13 protein-coding genes are annotated in these 19,231 nt (G+C 72.8%); all 13 read left to right on the forward strand.

Features of this window, described 5'->3' with window-relative positions; genetic code table 11:
* The first annotated feature begins 68 nt into the window (after nucleotides 1–68).
* The 13 genes from ACIQI7_RS18685 to ACIQI7_RS18745 all read left to right on the forward strand — a co-directional run bounded on the left by ACIQI7_RS18685 (nucleotide 69) and on the right by ACIQI7_RS18745 (nucleotide 18,944).
* The gene (locus ACIQI7_RS18685; protein WP_401111000.1) at nucleotides 69–1,874 is read left to right on the forward strand and encodes a putative bifunctional diguanylate cyclase/phosphodiesterase; all 1,806 of its coding nucleotides are present in this window, start codon (nucleotides 69–71) and stop codon (nucleotides 1,872–1,874) included.
* A 255-nt stretch (nucleotides 1,875–2,129) separates the two neighbouring features.
* Complete coding sequence (gene gatC, locus ACIQI7_RS18690) at nucleotides 2,130–2,426, forward strand: Asp-tRNA(Asn)/Glu-tRNA(Gln) amidotransferase subunit GatC (protein WP_030057414.1); 297 nt, start codon at nucleotides 2,130–2,132, stop codon at nucleotides 2,424–2,426.
* A gap of 5 nt (nucleotides 2,427–2,431) precedes the next feature.
* Entirely contained in the window at nucleotides 2,432–3,925 is a 1,494-nt protein-coding gene (gene gatA / locus ACIQI7_RS18695; RefSeq protein WP_401111003.1) for an Asp-tRNA(Asn)/Glu-tRNA(Gln) amidotransferase subunit GatA, read from the forward strand.
* Nucleotides 3,922–4,182 carry a hypothetical protein gene (locus tag ACIQI7_RS18700; RefSeq protein ID WP_387750533.1) on the forward strand — a complete coding sequence of 87 codons (261 nt, stop codon included), beginning with the start codon at nucleotides 3,922–3,924 and terminating at the stop codon, nucleotides 4,180–4,182. Before gatA ends, ACIQI7_RS18700 begins: the two co-directional genes overlap by 4 nt.
* A gap of 82 nt (nucleotides 4,183–4,264) precedes the next feature.
* Nucleotides 4,265–5,758: an Asp-tRNA(Asn)/Glu-tRNA(Gln) amidotransferase subunit GatB gene (gene gatB / locus ACIQI7_RS18705; protein ID WP_401111076.1), complete on the forward strand. Its 1,494-nt coding sequence runs from the start codon at nucleotides 4,265–4,267 to the stop codon at nucleotides 5,756–5,758.
* A 216-nt stretch (nucleotides 5,759–5,974) separates the two neighbouring features.
* Nucleotides 5,975–6,133: a hypothetical protein gene (locus tag ACIQI7_RS18710; RefSeq protein WP_387750535.1), complete on the forward strand. Its 159-nt coding sequence runs from the start codon at nucleotides 5,975–5,977 to the stop codon at nucleotides 6,131–6,133.
* A 152-nt stretch (nucleotides 6,134–6,285) separates the two neighbouring features.
* Nucleotides 6,286–9,327: an AAA family ATPase gene (locus tag ACIQI7_RS18715; RefSeq protein WP_401111006.1), complete on the forward strand. Its 3,042-nt coding sequence runs from the start codon at nucleotides 6,286–6,288 to the stop codon at nucleotides 9,325–9,327.
* 540 nt (nucleotides 9,328–9,867) lie between these two features.
* Nucleotides 9,868–12,804, forward strand: a complete 2,937-nt coding sequence (locus ACIQI7_RS18720) for a putative bifunctional diguanylate cyclase/phosphodiesterase (protein ID WP_401111079.1) — start codon at nucleotides 9,868–9,870, stop codon at nucleotides 12,802–12,804.
* Between the two features lie 331 nt (nucleotides 12,805–13,135).
* Nucleotides 13,136–14,989, forward strand: coding sequence for an acetolactate synthase large subunit (locus tag ACIQI7_RS18725; RefSeq protein WP_387750540.1), 1,854 nt, complete (start codon nucleotides 13,136–13,138; stop codon nucleotides 14,987–14,989).
* Between the two features lie 38 nt (nucleotides 14,990–15,027).
* Nucleotides 15,028–15,552: an acetolactate synthase small subunit gene (ilvN, locus tag ACIQI7_RS18730; protein ID WP_049657946.1), complete on the forward strand. Its 525-nt coding sequence runs from the start codon at nucleotides 15,028–15,030 to the stop codon at nucleotides 15,550–15,552.
* 109 nt (nucleotides 15,553–15,661) lie between these two features.
* Nucleotides 15,662–16,660: a ketol-acid reductoisomerase gene (gene ilvC, locus ACIQI7_RS18735; RefSeq protein ID WP_387750543.1), complete on the forward strand. Its 999-nt coding sequence runs from the start codon at nucleotides 15,662–15,664 to the stop codon at nucleotides 16,658–16,660.
* Nucleotides 16,661–16,910: 250 nt separating this feature from the next.
* Entirely contained in the window at nucleotides 16,911–18,491 is a 1,581-nt protein-coding gene (gene serA, locus ACIQI7_RS18740) for a phosphoglycerate dehydrogenase (protein ID WP_401111082.1), read from the forward strand.
* Between the two features lie 291 nt (nucleotides 18,492–18,782).
* Nucleotides 18,783–18,944 carry a hypothetical protein gene (locus ACIQI7_RS18745; protein ID WP_401111009.1) on the forward strand — a complete coding sequence of 54 codons (162 nt, stop codon included), beginning with the start codon at nucleotides 18,783–18,785 and terminating at the stop codon, nucleotides 18,942–18,944.
* The last annotated feature ends 287 nt before the right edge of the window (nucleotides 18,945–19,231 follow it).

Genomic DNA, 19,231 nt, shown 5'->3' on the forward strand with positions numbered 1-19,231 from the left:
GTCGGTACCGGCACGGTGCCTCACCGTAAGGCGGCCTGACGGGGCGGGCCCGACGGAGGACAGGGCTTATGGATCGTACGACCGGCGGTGCGCCCACACGCCCGCCGCAGGGGGTGGCGGGTGCGGTCCTGCTGCTCGGCGTGCTGCTGGCCGGAGCCGCGCCGCTCATCCCGCTGGCCGTCCTGGTCTACCGGTACGAACCCGAGTTGCTGCCGCTGTTCGCCGTGCCCCTGGCGGTGCTGGTGGCGGCCTGGCGGATCGCCCGGGACCGCGCCCGCGACCAGCTGACCGACCCGCTGACGGACCTGCCCAACCGTCAGGCCCTGCTGCTGGCCGCCCAGGAGGCGATCGCGGAGTGTGAACAGGGCTACAGCGTCGGTCTCATCCTGCTCGATCTCGATCGCTTCCGGTCACTCAACGACACACTCGGTCATACGGCCGGTGACCGGTTACTGGTTCACATCGCCCGCCGGCTGCACCGGGCACTGCGCTCCGGAGGCCCGGCCGGCAGCGCCACCCGGGAGTCCATCGACGACGTCTTCGCCGGGCTCCCCCGGCACTACCGCCGCGGCCGCCCGATGGTGGCCAGGATGGGCGGCGACGAGTTCGCCGTCCTGCTGCCCGGCATCAACTGCCCGGACAGCCTGGAGCGGGTCGCCAAGGCGCTGATCGCCGAACTGGCCGCCCCGATCCGGCTGGACGGGCTGTTGCTCGTCCTGGAGGCCAGCGGCGGCGTCTGCGTCTACCCGCAGCACGCCCAGGACGCCGAGTCGCTGCTGCGCCGCGCCGACGTCGCGATGGGCCACGCCCAGCGCGGATGCAGCGGGGTCGCCCAGTACGACGAGACCCAGGACGCCGACACCCCGTACCGGATCGGGCTGCTGGGGGACCTGCGCCGGGCGCTGGAGACCGGCGAGGTGCAGCTGCACTACCAGCCGAAGGTGGCCTTCGACGGCCGGGTGGTCGGCCTGGAGGCGCTGCTGCGCTGGGAGCGGCCCGGCCAGGGGAAGGTCTCGCCGGACGAGTTCGTCGGGCTCGCCGAGTCCAGCGGCCTGATGCCCCGGCTCACCGACTACGTGCTGGAGGCGGCCGTCGGCCAGCTCGCGTACTGGCGCGAGCAGGGCCTCCAGGTGCAGGTCGCGGTCAACGTCTCGCCGCGCGACGTGCTCAACCCCGGCTTCGCCCAGCGGGTGGCCGGCCACCTCGTGCGCCACCAGGTGCCGGCCCACGCGCTCCAGCTGGAGATCACCGAGCGGCTGCTGCTGGACGACTCCCGGCGGGCCGCCGACACCCTGGCCGAGCTGCGCGGCTACGGCGTCGGGATGTCCCTGGACGACTTCGGCACCGGGCACTCTTCGCTGGTGCGGCTGCGCAGCCTGCCGGTCGGCGAGCTGAAGATCGACCGCTCCTTCGTCTCCCGGATGGTCGCCGACGACCACGACGCGGCGGTGGTCCGCTGCTCGGTGGAGCTCGCCCACTCGCTGGGCCTGACCGTGGTCGCCGAGGGCGTCGAGGACGACGAGACCTGGGAACGGCTGCACTGCATGGGCGTGGACGCCGTCCAGGGCTGGCTGGTGTCGGCCGCGCTGCCGGCCGAGCAGGCCACCGCCTGGCTGCGGGTGCACCGCACCGGCGCCCCGCCGGTGGAGCGGCTGGGCGTGCCGCCCCAGCTGCACGCCGGCTTCCAGCCGGTCCAGGCCGCCAAACCGATCGCCCAGCCGGTCCGGCCGCCGGTGCTGCCGCCGACGCTCCCGACGCTCCCGCAGGTCCGGCCGCCGGTCATCCCGCCGACGCTGCCGCCGGTGGCCCAGGTGGTGCAGGCCGCGCACATGGAGATCAAGCCGCAGGGCTGGGCCCGCACCCGGCCCCAGTAGCGCCCCGCCGGACGCCGGGGTCGACGCCTGCCGGGCGCCCACCGGACGCCGGGGCCGACGCCCGCCGGACGCCCGCGGCCGGGCCGGTGACGGGCGCCGCGGCTCACTCGTTGGCCGGGGTGGGGGACGGGCCCCATAGGATGGGGTCCAAAGACCATGAGGACGGAGCGCCGAACAGGCTGCTCCTGCCCGGGCCCGGCACCGCCCCGCAAGGCACCGCCGGGTCTCACCAGAACTCACCCTGAGGATCGCTGCATGCCTGGCATCACGCGCGAGGAGGTCGCCCACCTCGCCCGGCTGTCGCGTCTTGAGCTGAAGCCCGAAGAGCTGGACCACTTCGCCGAGCAGCTCGACGTGATCATCGGCGCGGTCGCCCGCGTTTCCGAGGTCGCCGGACAGGACGTCCCGCCGACCTCCCACCCGCTGCCGCTGACCAACGTCATGCGCGCGGACGAGGTGCGGCCGTCGCTCACCCCGGAGCAGGCGCTGTCCGGCGCCCCCGCCGCCGAGGAGCAGCGTTTCCGTGTTCCGCAGATCCTCGGGGAGGACTGACCGAGATGTCCGAGCTCATCCGTTTCACCGCCGCCGAGACGGCGGGCGCCATCGCCAAGGGCGAGGTGTCCGCCGTCGAGGTCGCGCAGGCCCACCTGGACCGCATCGACGCCGTCGACAAGAAGGTCAACGCCTTCCTGCACGTCGACACCGAGGGCGCGCTGGCCGCGGCCAGGGCCGTCGACGAGAAGCGCGCCAAGGGCGAGGAGCTGGGCCCGCTGGCCGGCGTCCCGCTCGCGCTCAAGGACGTCTTCACCACCAAGGGCATCCCGACCACCTGCGGCTCGAAGATGCTCGAGGGCTGGATCCCGCCGTACGACGCCACGCTGACCAGCCGTCTCAAGAGCGCCGACGTCGTCATCCTTGGCAAGACCAACATGGACGAGTTCGCGATGGGCTCCTCCACCGAGAACTCCGCGTACGGCGTGACCGGGAACCCGTGGGACCTCTCCCGCATCCCCGGCGGCTCCGGCGGCGGTTCGGCCGCCGCGCTGGCCGCCTTCGAGGCCCCGCTGGCGATCGGCACCGACACCGGCGGCTCGATCCGCCAGCCCGGCGCCGTCACCGGCACCGTCGGCGTCAAGCCGACCTACGGCTCGGTGTCCCGCTACGGCCTGGTGGCGTTCTCCAGCAGCCTGGACCAGGGCGGCCCGTGCGCCCGCACCGTGCTGGACGCGGCGCTGCTGCACGAGGCCATCGCCGGGCACGACCCGCTGGACTCCACCTCGATCGACGCGCCGGTCCCGGCCGTGGTCGAGGCCGCGAGGATGCGCGACGTCCGCGGCATGCGGATCGGCGTGGTCAAGGAGTTCGCCGGCGAGGGCTACCAGGCCGGCGTGATGCAGCGCTTCGACGAGTCGGTGGAGCTGCTGCGCGAGCTGGGCGCCGAGGTCGTCGAGGTCTCCTGCCCGTCCTTCACCCTGGCGCTGCCGGCGTACTACCTGATCGCGCCCAGCGAGTGCTCCTCCAACCTGGCCCGCTTCGACGCGATGCGCTACGGCCTGCGGGTCGGCGACGACGGCAGCCGCTCGGCCGAGGAGGTCACCGCCCTGACCCGCGAGGCCGGCTTCGGCCCCGAGGTCAAGCGCCGCATCATCCTGGGCACCTACGCGCTGTCCTCGGGCTACTACGACGCCTACTACGGCTCGGCCCAGAAGGTCCGCACGCTCATCTCGCGCGACTTCGACGCCGCCTTCGCGGGCGTGGACGTGCTGGTCTCGCCGACCACGCCGACCACCGCCTTCCCGATCGGCGAGCGCGCCGACGACCCGATGGCGATGTACCTGGCCGACCTGTGCACGATCCCGTCCAACCTGGCGGGCAACGCGGCCATGTCGCTGCCGGTCGGCCTGGCTCCGGAGGACAATCTCCCGGTCGGCCTGCAGATCATCGCACCCGCGATGGCGGACGACCGCCTGTACCGCGTGGGCGGCGCCGTCGAGGCCGCACTCAACGACAAGTGGGGGCACACCCTGCTGGAGGAGGCACCGGCACTGTGAGCAAGATCGAGAAGGCGAAGGCCCAGTCCGCTTCGCTCAAGGGCTTCAAGCACAGCAAGCCCGGTCTGTGGCTGTCCATCGGCACCAGCGCGTTCGGCGCGATCTCCATCGCCAAGGACGTCCGCAAGGCCCGCGAGGAGAGCGACACCCTCAAGCTGGTCAACGCCCTGGTCGGCGCGGCCGCGCTGATCACCGGCACCGCGCTGCTGGTGCGCGAGCTGCGCCAGCTGGGCTCCGACGACGTGCTGCTGGGCTGAGCGCCCCGGCCCGGCCGCGCGCGAGCGGCGGCCGGGCCCGTACCTCCCAAAGTCTTTTGAACGAAGGGACGCTGTGAGCGTCATGAACCTGGTCTCCTACGAGGACGCTCTCGCGTCGTACGACCCGGTGATGGGCCTTGAGGTCCACGTCGAGCTGGGCACCAAGACCAAGATGTTCTGCGGTTGCTCGACCGAGCTGGGTGCCGAGCCGAACAGCCAGACCTGCCCGACCTGCCTGGGCCTGCCGGGTTCGCTGCCGGTGGTCAACGCGGTCGGCGTGGAGTCGGCGGTCAAGATCGGCCTGGCGCTGAACTGCGAGATCGCCGAGTGGTGCCGGTTCGCGCGGAAGAACTACTTCTACCCGGACATGCCCAAGAACTTCCAGACCTCGCAGTACGACGAGCCGATCGCCTTCAACGGCTACCTCGACGTGCAGCTGGAGGACGGCTCGACCTTCCGGGTGGAGATCGAGCGCGCCCACATGGAGGAGGACACCGGCAAGTCCAGCCACGTCGGTGGCGCGACCGGCCGCATCCACGGCGCCACCCACTCGCTGCTCGACTACAACCGGGCCGGCATCCCGCTGATCGAGATCGTCACCAAGCCGATCGAGGGCGCCGGCGAGCGGGCCCCCGAGGTCGCCAAGGCGTACGTCGCCGAGCTGCGCGAGCTCATCCGTTCGCTCGGCGTCTCCGAGGCCCGGATGGACAAGGGCCAGATGCGCTGCGACGTCAACCTGTCGCTGCGCCCGAACGGCACCGAGACCTTCGGCACCCGCTCGGAGACCAAGAACGTCAACTCGCTGCGCAGCGTGGAGCGGGCCGCCCGGTTCGAGATCCAGCGGCACGCCACGGTGCTGACCGACGGCGGCACCATCGTCCAGGAGACCCGCCACTTCCACGAGGACAACGGCACCACCACCTCGGGCCGGATCAAGGACAACGCCGAGGACTACCGCTACTTCCCCGAGCCGGACCTGGTGCCGGTGGCCCCCTCCCGCGAGTGGGTCGAGGAGCTGCGCGCCGCGCTGCCCGAGCTGCCGCGGGTGCGCCGCGCCCGGCTGCAGGCCGAGTGGGGCCTGTCCGACAAGGACATGCAGTCCGTCCTCAACGCCGGTGCGGTGGGGCCGATCCAGGAGACCATCGCGGCCGGTGCCCCGGCCGACCAGGCCCGCAAGTGGTGGATGGGCGAGCTGGCCCGCCGGGCCAACGAGACCGGCACCGAGCTGAGCGAGCAGCCGATCACCCCGGTGCAGGTCGCCCGGGTCGCCGCACTGGTCGCCGAGGGCAAGCTGAACGACAAGCTGGCCCGCCAGGTCATCGAGGGCGTGCTGGCCGGTGAGGGCGAGCCGGACGCGATCGTCGAGAAGCGCGGCCTGGCCGTGGTCTCGGACGACTCCGCGCTGGGTGCCGCCGTCGACCAGGCCATCGCCGAGAACGAGGGGATCGCCGCCAAGATCCGCGACGGCAAGGTCCAGGCCGTGGGCGCGCTGGTCGGCGCGGTCATGAAGGCCACCCGCGGCCAGGCCGACGCGGCCCGGGTGAAGGACCTGATCCTGGAGAAGCTTGCTTCCTAAGGCTTCTAAGGCATCTAAGGCCCTCTAAGTAAGGCCTAAGGCCCCATCTCTCCTATGTATCTAGGAGGGATGGGGCCTTAAACCTTTTCTGGGGCCCGATCTAAGGCATCCCGGCCCCGGAAGATGCGGCACGCTCCCGATGTGGCACCCCCCGCTGGGGGAGGAAGCTCTTACCTGTCAGCAAGACGGAGTGGAAGACCCGAGGGGGAACCGGAAATGATCGAGTACCAGACCTTCCAGCAACAGGCCCACGAGCTCGTGGCCCGCGCCGAGCACGAGCGACTGGTGCGCGAGGCCAAGGACGCCCGCCGGCTGCGCCGGCGTCCGGTGGCCGCCCGCTTCCAGCGGCGCCCCGTGCGTCGGCCCGAATGCTGACGGCACGGCACCACGACGGTGCCGAGGGGGCTTCGGAGGGGGAGACGCTGCGAGTGAGCGTCTCCCCCTCCGGGCGTTCGCGGCCGGAACCCCGTTCGCCTGGGGAGATAACCCCTCGGCCGGGCCCCACCGGCTATGGCATGCTCGCATCCATGCAGCAGACATCGGTCAGCCCCGTCTTCGTCGGCCGCGGCAGCGAGATCACCGAGCTGACCGACGCGCTGCGCCGCGCGGGCACCGGCAGCCCCCAGGCCGTCCTGATCGGCGGCGAGGCGGGGGTCGGCAAGACCCGGCTGCTGGAGGAGTTCCTGGAGCGCGCCGCCGCCCAGGGGGCGGTCACCACGCTCGGCAGCTGCCTGGAGGTCGGCGCCGAGGGCCTGCCGTACGCGCCGCTGGCCGCCGCGCTGCGCCGGCTGCACCGCTCGCTGGGCCCCGAACTGGGGGCCGCCGCGGCCGGCAGCGAGGGCCATCTCGCCCTGCTGCTCTCCGAGTTCGGCGAGGTGGACGGCGAACCCAACGACGAGTACAGCCGGGCCCGGCTGTTCGAGCACACCGCGAGGCTGTTCGAGCGGCTCGGCGCGGAGCGTACCCTCGTCCTCGCCGTCGAGGACCTGCACTGGTCCGACCGCTCCACCCGCGAGCTGCTGGCCTTCCTGGTGCGCACCCTGCACCGGTCCCGGGTGCTGCTGGTCGCCACCTACCGCACCGACGACCTGCACCGCCGGCACCCGCTGCGCCCCTTCCTGGCCGAACTCGAACGGCTGCGCACCGTCCAGCGGCTGGAACTGGCCCGGTTCGACCGCCGCGAGGTGGCCGCCCAGCTGGCCGGCATCCTCGGCACCACCGCCCCCGACCGCCAGCTGGTGGACCGCATCCACCGCCGCTCGGAGGGCAACCCGTTCTTCGTCGAGGAGCTGGCCACCGCGTTCGAGGACGGCTGCGGCGCCGGGCTGACCGACTCGCTGCGGGACATCCTGCTGGTGCGGGTCGAGGGCCTGGACGAGGAGGCCCAGCGGGTCGTGCGGATCGCCGCCGAGGGCGGCTCGCACGTCGAACACGCCCTGCTGGCCGCCGTCCTGGACGACGACGAGGAGGCGCTGATCGAGGCGCTGCGGGCAGCCGTCGGCGCCAACATCCTGCGCCCGGACAGCGAGGGCGAGGGCTACCGGTTCCGCCACGCGCTGGTCCGCGAGGCGGTCTCGGACGACCTGCTGCCCGGCGAACGGCACCGGATCAACCGCAGGTTCGCGCTCGCCGTGGAGGCCCAGCCGCAACTGGTCCCCGGCGACGCGCTGCCCGCCCGGCTGGCCAACTACTGGTACCACGCGCACGATCCGGCGCGCGCCCTGCCGACCGCCCTGGACGCCGCCCGCGCTGCCCGCCGCCGCAACGCCTTCGCCGAGCAGCTCGGCATGCTGGAACGGGCCCTGGAACTGTGGGACCTGGTCTCCGAGGAGGTGCTGGCGCACACCCTGCGCCCGTACGACTGGGCCGAGACCTACCCGCCCGGCTCCTGCGACCACAACGCCGCGGACGAGGACTGCGACCGGATCCAGCTGGTCGACGTGCTGGCCGAGGCGGTGGTCGCGGCCCGGCGCTGCGGCGACCGCGAGCGCGGCCTGAGCCTGGCCAAGCGCGGGCTGCGGCTGGTCGACGAGGCGGAGCACCCGGTGCGCGCGGCCTGGTTCCGGATCAACCGGGCCCGGATGCTGGGCAGCCTGCGCCGCTCCGGCGACGAGGAGGAGATCGCGAACGCGCTGAGGCTGGTGGAGCACCTGCCGCCGACCGCCGTCCAGGCCGAGGTGCTCGCGCTCGGTGCCGGGACGGCGATGCTCAAGCGGCCCACCCCCGAGGCGATCGAGCTGGCCGAGCGGGCGATCCGGATCGCCCGGGAGGTGGGCGCCCACTCGGTCGAGGTGCACGCCCGGATGACCCTCGGCGGGCTGCGCTACGACGTGCACGGCGACGCCGAGGGCGGGCTGGCCGAGCTGGCCGGGGCGGTCGAGCGGGCCCGCCGGCTGGGCGTGCCCGACCTGCTGCTGCGCGGCATCAACAACCTGGCCAGCATGCAGCGCGGGCTGGGGCGGCCCGAGGAGGCGGTCCGACTGGCCCGGGAGGGCCTGGAGTTCGCGGACGGCAACGGCCTGCTGCGCAACATCGGCACCATCCTGACCGGCAACCTGGTCGAGGCGCTGACCGACCTCGGGCGGGTCCGGGAGGCGGCCGAGGTGCTGGCCGGCTTCGAACTGACCAGCCTGAGCGGCACCCACGCCGAGTTCCTGGACCGGATGCGCGGCGAACTCGCCCTGCTCAAGGGGGACCTGGCCACCGCGGCGACCATGCTGGCGCAGGCCCGGTCGGCCAACCGGGTCGGCCAGGTCCAGCACAGCCTGCCGATCAGCCGGCTGGCGGTGCGGCTCGCGGCACTCGGCGGCCGGCCGCTGGAGGCCCGGGCCGAACTGTTCGCCGCGCTGGAGGACGGCGGCCGGCTCGGCCACGAGTCCGACGTCTACCCGCTGCTGGCCGAGGCCGCCGCGGTGGAGGCGGACAGCCGGGGCCTGCCGCAGGCCGGGGCGGGCCGGGCCGAGGCGCTGGCCGCGATCTCCGCGGCCGCCGCCGGCCTGCGGCCCCGGGCGCCGCTGCACCACGGCTGGGCCCGGCTGCTGGAGGCCGAACTGGCCCGCGCCGAGGGCGCGGACACCCCGCAGCGGTGGGCCGCCGCCGTCGAGGCGCTGCGCCCGACCGGTCTGCCGTACCCGCTGGCGCTCGCCCTGCTGCGGGCCGGTGAGGCCGAGGTGCAGGCCGGCCGGCGCGAGGCCGGTGCCGAACTGCTGCGCGAGGCGGCCGAACTGGCGGCCGTCCGGGACGACCGGCTGCTCGGCGGGCAGATCGCCGCGCTGGCCGAACGGGCCGGGCTGAGCCTCGCTCCGGCCGAGCGGACGGCCACCGTGCCGGCCCCGGCCGCCGGGGACTCCTTCAACCTCACCCCCCGTGAGCGGGACGTGCTCCGACTGCTCGCCCGCGGCTGGACCAACCGGCAGATCGCCGAGGAGCTGTACATCTCTCCGAAGACCGCCAGCGTGCACGTCTCCAACATCCTGGGGAAGCTCGCGGTCGGCGGCCGCGGTGAGGCGGCCGCACTGGCCCACCGGCTGCGGCTGTTCCCGGACGATCTGGCCGCCTCCGGGCGCTGAGCAGGGCTCCACCGCGGCCCCGGACCGGCTTCGGCCGGTCCGGGGCCGCTGTTCGTCCGCTGTTCGCAGGCCGCTCGTCCGCGGTTCGTACGCCGTTCGTCCGTCCTGGCACCGGTGTTCGGGCGCCGCCGCGTGCTCCCGTGCGCGCCGCGTGAGCCCCCGCCCGCGCGCCGCCGCCAACCGGGCCGATCCGTAGGAATCGGGGGCATTTCCCCACCCTTTCGCCATTACTCTAAGTTGAGTGTGCGTGTCATTGAGTGACGGAATTGGTGTAGGGTCCATTTTGGGAGCATCGGTACGGTGCGGCGACCGGCAGGCCGCCCACCCCCTGGGCCGCCGCCCTGACGGGGCGCCGGTCCACCGCGCACGTCCGAGAGGTGCGCGGCCGGTGGCCCGTGGCCGGGGCGCGAGGCCCCGGGCCGGAGGGGGAGAGGCCGAGTGAGCTCCACCGAAACGGTGCTGCCCGGAACCGGACGCCCGGAAGCACCGCACACCGACACGTCCGCCGCCGACGTGCCCGCACCCGTCCGCCGCGGCCCGCTGCGCCGGCTCCGGGAGAGCCGCGCACTGCCCGGGTTCGTCCTGGGCGGGCTCTGCCTGGCCTACGCCACGGGCGCCGCCACCGGCTGGGGTTCACGCCAACTGTCGGTCTTCATGGGCGACTTCGGGCTGGCCGCGGCGGCGCTGGCGGCCGCGCTGTCCTGCCTGGTGTACGGCTGCACGGTCGGCGGGCACGCCCGTCCGGCCTGGCTGCTGTTCGGCCTCTCCTCGCTCATGGTGGCCTTCGGCAACGGCACCTGGGGCTGGTACGAGCTGGTCGTGCGCACCCCGCTGCCCCAGGACTCGCTCGCCGAGTACGCCTTCCTGCTGTTCGCCCCGCTCGCCATCACCGGCGTCCTGGTGCTCGCCCAGCACCCGCGCACCGCGGCCGGCTGGCTCTGCCTGATGCTCGACGGCTGGCTGATCGCCGGCTCGCTGTTCACCCTCAGCTGGAGCCTGGCGCTCGGCCGGATCGCGGCCGGCGAGGACGGCTCGCCCCTGCGCCTGGCGCTCAACCTGGCCTACCCGGTGCTGGACATCCTGCTGGTCAGCCTGGTGGTCGGGCTGCGCTTCGGCGGTCGCGACGGCAACCGGGCGGCGGTGCACACCGCCATGGTGGCGCTCGCCGTCACCGTCACCTGCGACGCCCTGTTCACCTCCCCGGAGCTGCGCAGCAACTACCACTCGGGCGAACTGCTGGACGCCGGCTGGTTCTCCGGCAGCCTGCTGCTGGCCTGGGCGCCGTGGTCGCCGCGCTGGCGCCGTCCGCTGCGCGAGCACCCCTCGGCCGGCGGCCTGCCGCACCGCCGGGTGGCCACCACCTTCAGCGCGCTGACCCCGTACGCGGCCGCCGCGGTCTGTACCGCCGGCATCCTCTACAACGCCCTCGGCGGCCGGGAGTTGGACCGGGTGGTGGCCGCGGCGGCCTGCACCGTCGGGCTGGCGCTGATCCTCAGGCAGGGCGTGATGCTGCTCGACAACCTCTCGCTCGCCCAGGAACTCGCCCACAAGGAGGCGCACTTCCGCTCCCTGGTGCAGGGCTCCAGCGACGTCATCATGATCGCCGGCGCCAACGGCGTGCTCTCCTACGTCTCCCCGGCCGCGCTCGGCGTCTACGGGCGGGACCCGGAGGAGCTGGTCGGCGGCAACCTGCTGGACCTGGTCCACCCCGAGGACGTCGGCCGGGTGCTCTCCGAGGTCCGCCGCTACCTCGCGAGGGTCCGGCTCACCGCCCACCGCAGCCCCGGCGCCGCCGAGCCCTCCGCCCGGGTCGAGTGCCGGATCAGCTCCGGCGCCGGCGAGTGGCTGCACGTCGAGTCCACCGTCAGCAGACATCGCGACGGCCTGCTGCTCAACAGCCGGGACGTCACCGAACGCGTCATGCTGCAGGCCCAGTTGCAGCACAACGCCTTCCACGACCCGCTCACCGACCTGCCCAACCGGGCGCTGTTCACCCAGCGGCTGCGGGCCGCCCTCGGCACCCGCGGCCAGCAGGACGGGACGGGCTCCGGGATCGCGGTGCTCTTCCTCGACCTGGACGGCTTCAAGGCGGTCAACGACACCGCCGGGCACCAGGTCGGCGACGAACTGCTGGTGCAGGCCGCCCGCCGGCTCCAGAGCGCCGTCCGCTGCGGGGACACCGTCGCCCGGTTCGGCGGCGACGAGTTCGCCGCGCTGGTCTGCGGCCCGCTCGGCCGCCTCCAGGTCCAGGAGCTGGCCGAGCGGCTGCGCCTGGCGCTCTCCGAGTCGTACTGGATCGGCGGCGCCGAGCTCAGCGTCGCCGCCAGCATCGGCATCGCCTTCGGCACCCCCGAACGCGGCCCGGCGGCCGACCCCAGGGCCGCCGCCGACGAGCTGATGCGCAACGCCGACCTCGCGATGTACCGGGCCAAGTCCGAGGGCAAGGGCCGGGTGGTGCTCTACACCCCGGCGATGCGGGCGGACCTGGAGCGCCGCACCGAGCTGGAGGAACGGCTGCGGCTGGCCGTCCGGGAGGGCGGTTTCACACTGCTCCACCAGCCCGTGGTGGACCTCGGCAGCGGCGCGGTGACCGGCGTCGAGGCGCAGGCCCGCTGGCGCTCGGTGGGCGGCCTGCTGCTCACCCCGGCCGAGTTCCTGCGCTCGACCGAGCACGGCGACGCGGCTACTCGGTTCTCCCGCTGGCTGGTCCTGGAGGCGGTCAGCGCGGCCGTCGAGCGGCGCGGCCTGCCCGGCCGGGGCCGCGGCGCGCCGGACCCCGTCCCGGTGGCCGTCCGGCTCTCGGTGGAGCGGCTCTGCTCGCCCGGCCTGTACGAGACGGTGGCCGCCGCGCTGCGCGACAGCGGGCTGCCGGCCGACGAGCTGGTGATCGAGGTGGCCCGGATGGGCCCGGACTCGCTCGCCGACGAACTCGGCCGCCGGCTCTCCGCCCTGCGCGGCCTCGGCGTCTCCACCTGGCTGGCCGGGTACGGCGCCGGCGGCGGCTCGCTCGGCGCCCTCGCCCGGCTGCCGCTGGACGGGCTCAAGCTGGACCGCACGCTCGTCCAGGACCTCGGCGAGTCCCCGCTCAGCCGCACCCTGGCCGGGCACGCGCTGCGGCTGGGCCGCGACCTCGGGATGGCCACCGCCGCCGAGGGCGTGGACCTGCCCCGCCAGGTCTCCGTGCTGCGGGAGCTGGGTTGCGGGCAGGGCCAGGGCTCGGCCTTCGCCCCGCCGCTGGACGAGCCCCGGCTGCGCCGGGCACTGGCCCGCCGCGACTACCCGCTGCCCGCCCCGGCGGGCCCGCTCCCGGCCCGCCGGCCGTACCCCGCCGCCGACGACACCCGGACGGGTGGCCGGACGGACGCCGCGCCGGGACGTGGCGCACATCACCACGGAGCCCCTGACCTGCCCGGACACCGTGCCGTCGCAGGCCCGCCGGGTGGTCCGCATGGCGAGACGGTCGTCCCACCTGCTTGACACGCCGCCCCGCACGGGAGGAAGGTCGTTGCCATGCGCACCCGAATTCTCGTACTTGGCGGGCGCGTCGGCTGAGTGGGCTCGTACGCCCTGCTCGTGACAGACCGACGCGCCACCCCTCGCATGCCCTTGGGCACGAGGGGTTTTTTGTTGCACTGACGCTGTTCCACCTCCGCAAGACCCCTGGCCTCGGCCGCCCGATCACGTCCGATCCGTCGGACCGAGCGGGACGATTGAGGCAGAGCCGGCGATCGGCCCGGACCGGGACCCCACCCTCGCAGCACCGGGGCCCGCAGCACCGGGTCGGCAAAATCCGAGAAGAGACAGGCAGATGACTGAGCACGCCGCATCCCCCCGCCGCGGGGACAACCCGGCCGCCAACGCTCCCGCTCCCCAGCACGTCGTCGAGACCATGACCGGCGCCCAGTCGCTCATCCGCTCCCTGGAGGCCGTGGGCGCGGACACCGTCTTCGGCATCCCGGGCGGGGCCATCCTTCCCGCGTACGACCCCCTGATGGACTCCGTCAAGGTGCGCCACATCCTCGTCCGGCACGAGCAGGGCGCCGGTCACGCCGCCACCGGCTACGCCCAGGCCACCGGCCGGGTCGGGGTCTGCATGGCGACCTCCGGCCCGGGTGCGACCAACCTGGTCACCCCGATCGCCGACGCGTACATGGACTCGGTGCCGGTCGTCGCCATCACCGGCCAGGTCTCCTCCAAGGCGATCGGCACCGACGCCTTCCAGGAGGCGGACATCTGCGGCATCACGATGCCGATCACCAAGCACAACTACCTGGTCACCGACCCGGCCGAGATCCCCCGGGTGATCGCCGAGGCGTTCCACATCGCCGCCACCGGCCGCCCCGGCCCGGTCCTGGTCGACATCGCCAAGGACGCGCTCCAGGCGACCACCACCTTCCGCTGGCCGGTCGAGACCGCGCTGCCCGGCTACCGGCCGGTGACCAAGCCGCACGCCAAGCAGATCCGCGAGGCCGCGAAGATGCTGGTCGGCGCCAAGCGCCCGGTGCTGTACGTCGGCGGCGGCGTGCTCAAGGCGCGGGCCACCGCCGAGCTGCGGATCCTCGCCGAGCTGACCGGCGCCCCGGTGGTCACCACCCTGATGGCGCTCGGCGCCTTCCCGGACAGCCACCCGCAGCACCTGGGCATGCCCGGCATGCACGGCTCCGTCCCGGCCGTCACCGCGCTCCAGAAGTCCGACCTGCTGTTCACCCTCGGCGCCCGCTTCGACGACCGCGTCACCGGCAAGCTGGACGGCTTCGCCCCCAACGCCAAGGTCGTCCACGCCGACATCGACCCGGCCGAGATCGGCAAGAACCGCCCGGCGGACGTGCCGATCGTCGGCGACGCCCGCGAGGTGCTCGCCGACCTGATCGTCGCCGTCCAGGCCGAGTTCGACGCCGGCCACAAGGGCGACTACACCGAGTGGTGGGAGCGGCTCGACGAGTGGAAGCGGACCTACCCGCTCGGCTACGAGCCCGCCCCGAACGGACAGCTCTCGCCGCAGCAGGTCATCGAGCGGATCGGCCGGCTGGTCGGCCCCGACGCGATCTACGCCGCGGGCGTGGGCCAGCACCAGATGTGGAGCTCGCAGTTCATCCAGTTCGAGAAGCCGGGCACCTGGCTCAACTCGGGCGGCGCCGGCACGATGGGCTACGCCGTCCCCGCGGCGATGGGCGCCAAGGCCGGCCGCCCGGAGAGCGCGGTCTGGGCCATCGACGGCGACGGCTGCTTCCAGATGACCAACCAGGAGCTGGTCACCTGCGCCCTGAACGGCATCCCGATCAAGGTCGCGGTCATCAACAACGGCTCGCTGGGCATGGTCCGGCAGTGGCAGACGCTGTTCTACAACCAGCGCTACTCCAACACGGTGCTGCACTCCGGCCCCGGCCACGACGGCATCGAGCCGCCGGCCCAGGGCACCCGGATCCCCGACTTCGTCCTGCTGTCCGAGGCGATGGGCTGCGTGGGCCTGCGCTGCGAGCGCCCCGAGGACCTCGACGCGGTCATCAGGCAGGCGATGGAGATCAACGACCGCCCGGTGGTCATCGACTTCATCGTCCACCAGGACGCCATGGTCTGGCCGATGGTCGCGGCCGGCACCAGCAACGACGAGATCCAGTTCGCCAAGGGCGTGCGCCCCGACTTCGGCGACGACCTCGACTGATGTCCCTGCCAGCCCACCCGGAACGCCTGAGGAATCCCATGTCCAAGCACACCCTCTCCGTCCTGGTCGAGAACAAGCCCGGCGTGCTCGCCCGCATCGCCGCGCTGTTCTCCCGGCGGGGCTTCAACATCGACTCCCTCGCCGTCGGCTCGACCGAGCATCCGGACGTGTCCCGGATGACGATCGTGGTCAACGTCGAGGACCTCCCGCTGGAACAGGTCACCAAGCAGCTCAACAAGCTCGTGAACGTGATAAAGATCGTCGAACTCGACCAGTCCGCTGCGATCCAGCGGGAACTGGTCCTGGTGAAGGTCCGCGCCGACAACGAGACCCGGTCGCAGATCGTCGAGATCGTCCAGCTGTTCCGTGCCAAGACCGTCGACGTGTCGCCCGAAGCGGTGACCATCGAGGCCACCGGCAGTTCGGACAAGCTGGAGGCCATGCTCCGGATGCTGGAGCCTTACGGCATCAAGGAGTTGGTCCAGTCCGGCCTGGTCGCCATCGGCCGCGGCGCGCGCTCCATCACGGACCGCTCGCTGCGCGCCCTGGACCGCAGCGCGTAAACAGCGCGAGACCGTCTCAAGTCCCGAAGCGAAGACCCAAACCCCCCGCCGGTGCGCATACGGTGAGTACCGCGTACCCGGCAACCATCACGCAAGGAGATGTGCCCCCGTGGCCGAGCTGTTCTACGAAGACGACGCCGACCTGTCCATCATCCAGGGCCGCAAGGTCGCGGTCATCGGCTACGGCAGCCAGGGCCACGCCCACGCGCTGTCGCTGCGCGACTCCGGCGCCGACGTCCGGGTCGGCCTGAAGCCGGAGTCCAAGTCCCGCGCCAAGGCGGAGGAGGCCGGCCTGCGCGTCGTCACCCCGGCCGAGGCGGCGGCCGAGGCCGACGTCATCATGATCCTGGTGCCGGACCCGATCCAGGCCGACGTCTACGAGGCCGACATCGCCCCGCACCTGAAGGCCGGCGACGCCCTGTTCTTCGGCCACGGTCTGAACATCCGCTTCGGCTTCATCAAGCCCCCGGCGGACGTCGACGTCTGCATGGTCGCCCCGAAGGGCCCGGGCCACCTGGTCCGCCGCCAGTACGAGGAGGGCCGCGGCGTCCCCGCGATCGTCGCCGTCGAGCAGGACGCCTCGGGCCAGGCCTTCGCGCTGGCGCTGTCGTACGCCAAGGGCCTGGGCGCCACCAAGGCCGGCGTCATCAAGACCACCTTCACCGAGGAGACCGAGACCGACCTGTTCGGCGAGCAGGCCGTCCTCTGCGGTGGCACCGCCGCCCTGGTGAAGGCCGGTTTCGAGACCCTGGTCGAGGCCGGCTACCAGCCGGAGATCGCCTACTTCGAGTGCCTGCACGAGCTGAAGCTCATCGTCGACCTGATGTACGAGGGCGGCCTGGAGAAGATGCGCTGGTCGGTCTCCGAGACCGCCGAGTGGGGCGACTACGTCACCGGCCCGCGGATCATCACCGACGCCACCAAGGCCGAGATGAAGAAGGTCCTCGCCGAGATCCAGGACGGCACCTTCGCCAACACCTGGATCGCCGAGTACAAGGCGGGTCTGCCCAAGTACAACGAGTACAAGAAGGCCGACGAGGACCACCTGCTGGAGACCACCGGCAAGAAGCTGCGCTCGCTGATGAGCTGGGTCAACGAGAAGGCCTGACCCGGTCAGGGCCGTTCCGGCCCCGATTTTGTAACTTCCTTGTACAAGTAGGCTGCTCTCGTCCGAGTGATTTCGCCGGACGGGAGCAGCCCGCTGTCCAGCCCGTCGATACACTCCGAGTGCGCGTCAGGCCCACAGCGTCGTGCGTCTACTCACGCGGCATGCCACCTTCCCCCGCCCTCCACGGCCACCTACGTGCCCGGGGGAACCGGACAGTTAAGGACCCACTGTCGTGAGCACTGTGAACACTGTGAAGACCGGCGTAGTTCTGATCGCCGAGGAGCTCTCGCCCGCCACCGTCGACGCCCTCGGCCCCGACTTCGAGATCCGGCACTGCAACGGCGCCGACCGCACCGAGCTGCTCACCGCGATCGCCGACGTCGACGCGATCCTGATCCGCTCCGCCACCAAGGTCGACGCGGAGGCGCTGGCCGCCGCCCGCAAGCTCAAGGTGGTCGCCCGGGCCGGCGTCGGCCTGGACAACGTCGACGTCGCCGCCGCCACCAAGGCCGGCGTGATGGTCGTCAACGCGCCGACCTCCAACATCGTCACCGCCGCCGAGCTCGCCTGCGGCCTGCTGATCTCCGTCGCCCGCAACATCGCGCCGGCCAACGCCGCGCTCAAGCAGGGCGAGTGGAAGCGCAACAAGTACACCGGCGTCGAGCTGAGCGAGAAGACCCTCGGCGTCGTCGGCCTCGGCCGGATCGGTGTCCTGGTCGCCCAGCGGATGTCCGCGTTCGGGATGAAGATCGTCGCGTACGACCCCTACATCCAGGCCGCCCGCGCCGCGCAGATGGGCGTCAAGCTGGTCTCGCTGGAGGAGCTGCTGGAGGTCTCGGACTTCATCACCGTCCACCTCCCCAAGACCCCGGAGACGATCGGCCTGATCGGCGACGAGGCGCTGCACAAGGTCAAGCCGACCGTCCGCATCGTGAACGCCGCCCGCGGCGGCATCGTGGACGAGGAGGCGCTGGCCGGCGCGCTGCGCGAGGGCCGGGTGGCCGGCGCGGGCCTGGACGTGTACGCCAAGGAGCCGTGCACCGACTCCCCGCTGTTCGCCTTCGACAACGTGGTCGCCACCCCGCACCTGGGCGCCTCCACCGACGAGGCGCAGGAGAAGGCCGGCATCGCGGTCGCCCGGTCGGTGCGCCTCGCGCTGGCCGGCGAGCTGGTGCCGGACGCGGTGAACGTCCAGGGCGGCGTGATCGCCGAGGACGTCCGCCCGGGCCTGCCGCTGGCCGAGAAGCTCGGCCGGATCTTCACCGCGCTGGCCGGCGAGGTGGCCGTCCGCCTCGACGTCGAGGTCCGCGGCGAGATCACCCAGCACGACGTGAAGGTGCTCGAACTGTCCGCGCTGAAGGGCGTCTTCGAGGACGTCGTGGCGGAGACGGTGTCCTACGTCAACGCCCCGCTGTTCGCCCAGGAGCGCGGTGTCGAGGTCCGCCTGACCACCTCCAGCGAGAGCCCCGAGCACCGCAACGTGATCACCGTCCGCGGCACGCTCGGGAACGGCGAGGAGATCGCCATCTCCGGCACGCTGGCGGGCCCCAAGCAGACCCAGAAGATCGTCGGCGTGGACGCCTTCGACGTGGACGTGGCGCTCACCGACCACATGGCCTTCTTCAAGTACGAGGACCGCCCCGGCGTGGTCGGCGTGCTCGGCCGCCACCTCGGCGACGCGGGCATCAACATCGCCGGCATGCAGGTCGCCCGCGACGGCGGCAGCGCGCTGGCCTCCATCACCGTGGACACCGAGATCCCGCAGGAGGTGCTGTCGGCCATCGCGGCCGAGATCGGCGCCCGCTTCGCGCGCTCGGTCGACCTGGGCTGATCCTCCGGTTCGCACAGGGCTCCGGGGCCCGGTCCGCCGTTCGAACGGCGGACCGGGCCCTGCTGCGTTCTCCCGGGTGACACCCGTCTCAGATACTAGGAAATCCAAGTATTCGTGCAGACACGGCCCGGGCGCGGCCGTACCGTGGAAGGGCCATACGGTGTGCCGCCCCTGTAGCCAGGGTCTGCGGCCCGTGTGCGCGTGCGCCCTCACGAGCGGGTGACCCCTGCTCCCGCGCTCCCTCCCCCTCTTCGCGCCGCCCGTCGCGGCGCCGTTCCCAAGGAGCCCGGTATGTCGCCGACCGCCGACCGTCACGCCACTTCCGCCCCCGCCGCCACCCCCGTCCGTGCCCCGCGCCGCCGCCGGGCCGCCGAGCGGAACCCCTTCGCGGCCGCCGCGCTGCAGCGCTCGCTGGACCGCCGGGACAACGGCGGCATGACCGGCCACCTCTGAGCGGCTCCGTTGTCGGGCCGGGACGGGCCGATGATGGCGTCCGGCCGGTGGTCCGGTCGGCCGGTGACGTCCGGTCGGTGAAGTCCGGCTGGTGGCGTTCATCCGCCGAATGGGCCGTACGGGGCGTCAGGACGTCACCCAGTAGAGTGCAACCTCGTTCCGTCCGAGGGAAGTTGCTCGTCCCCGTCGGCGCGATCATCCTAAATTCGGGGCCCTCGGAGGGGTGATCGACGTTCGCGTGGGCGAGCGTCAGCGACACGGAGTGCGGATCAGTCCCCCTGCCGGGG

The sequence above is a fragment of the Kitasatospora sp. NPDC092039 genome (assembly GCF_044756065.1).
Lineage (GTDB): Bacteria > Actinomycetota > Actinomycetes > Streptomycetales > Streptomycetaceae > Kitasatospora.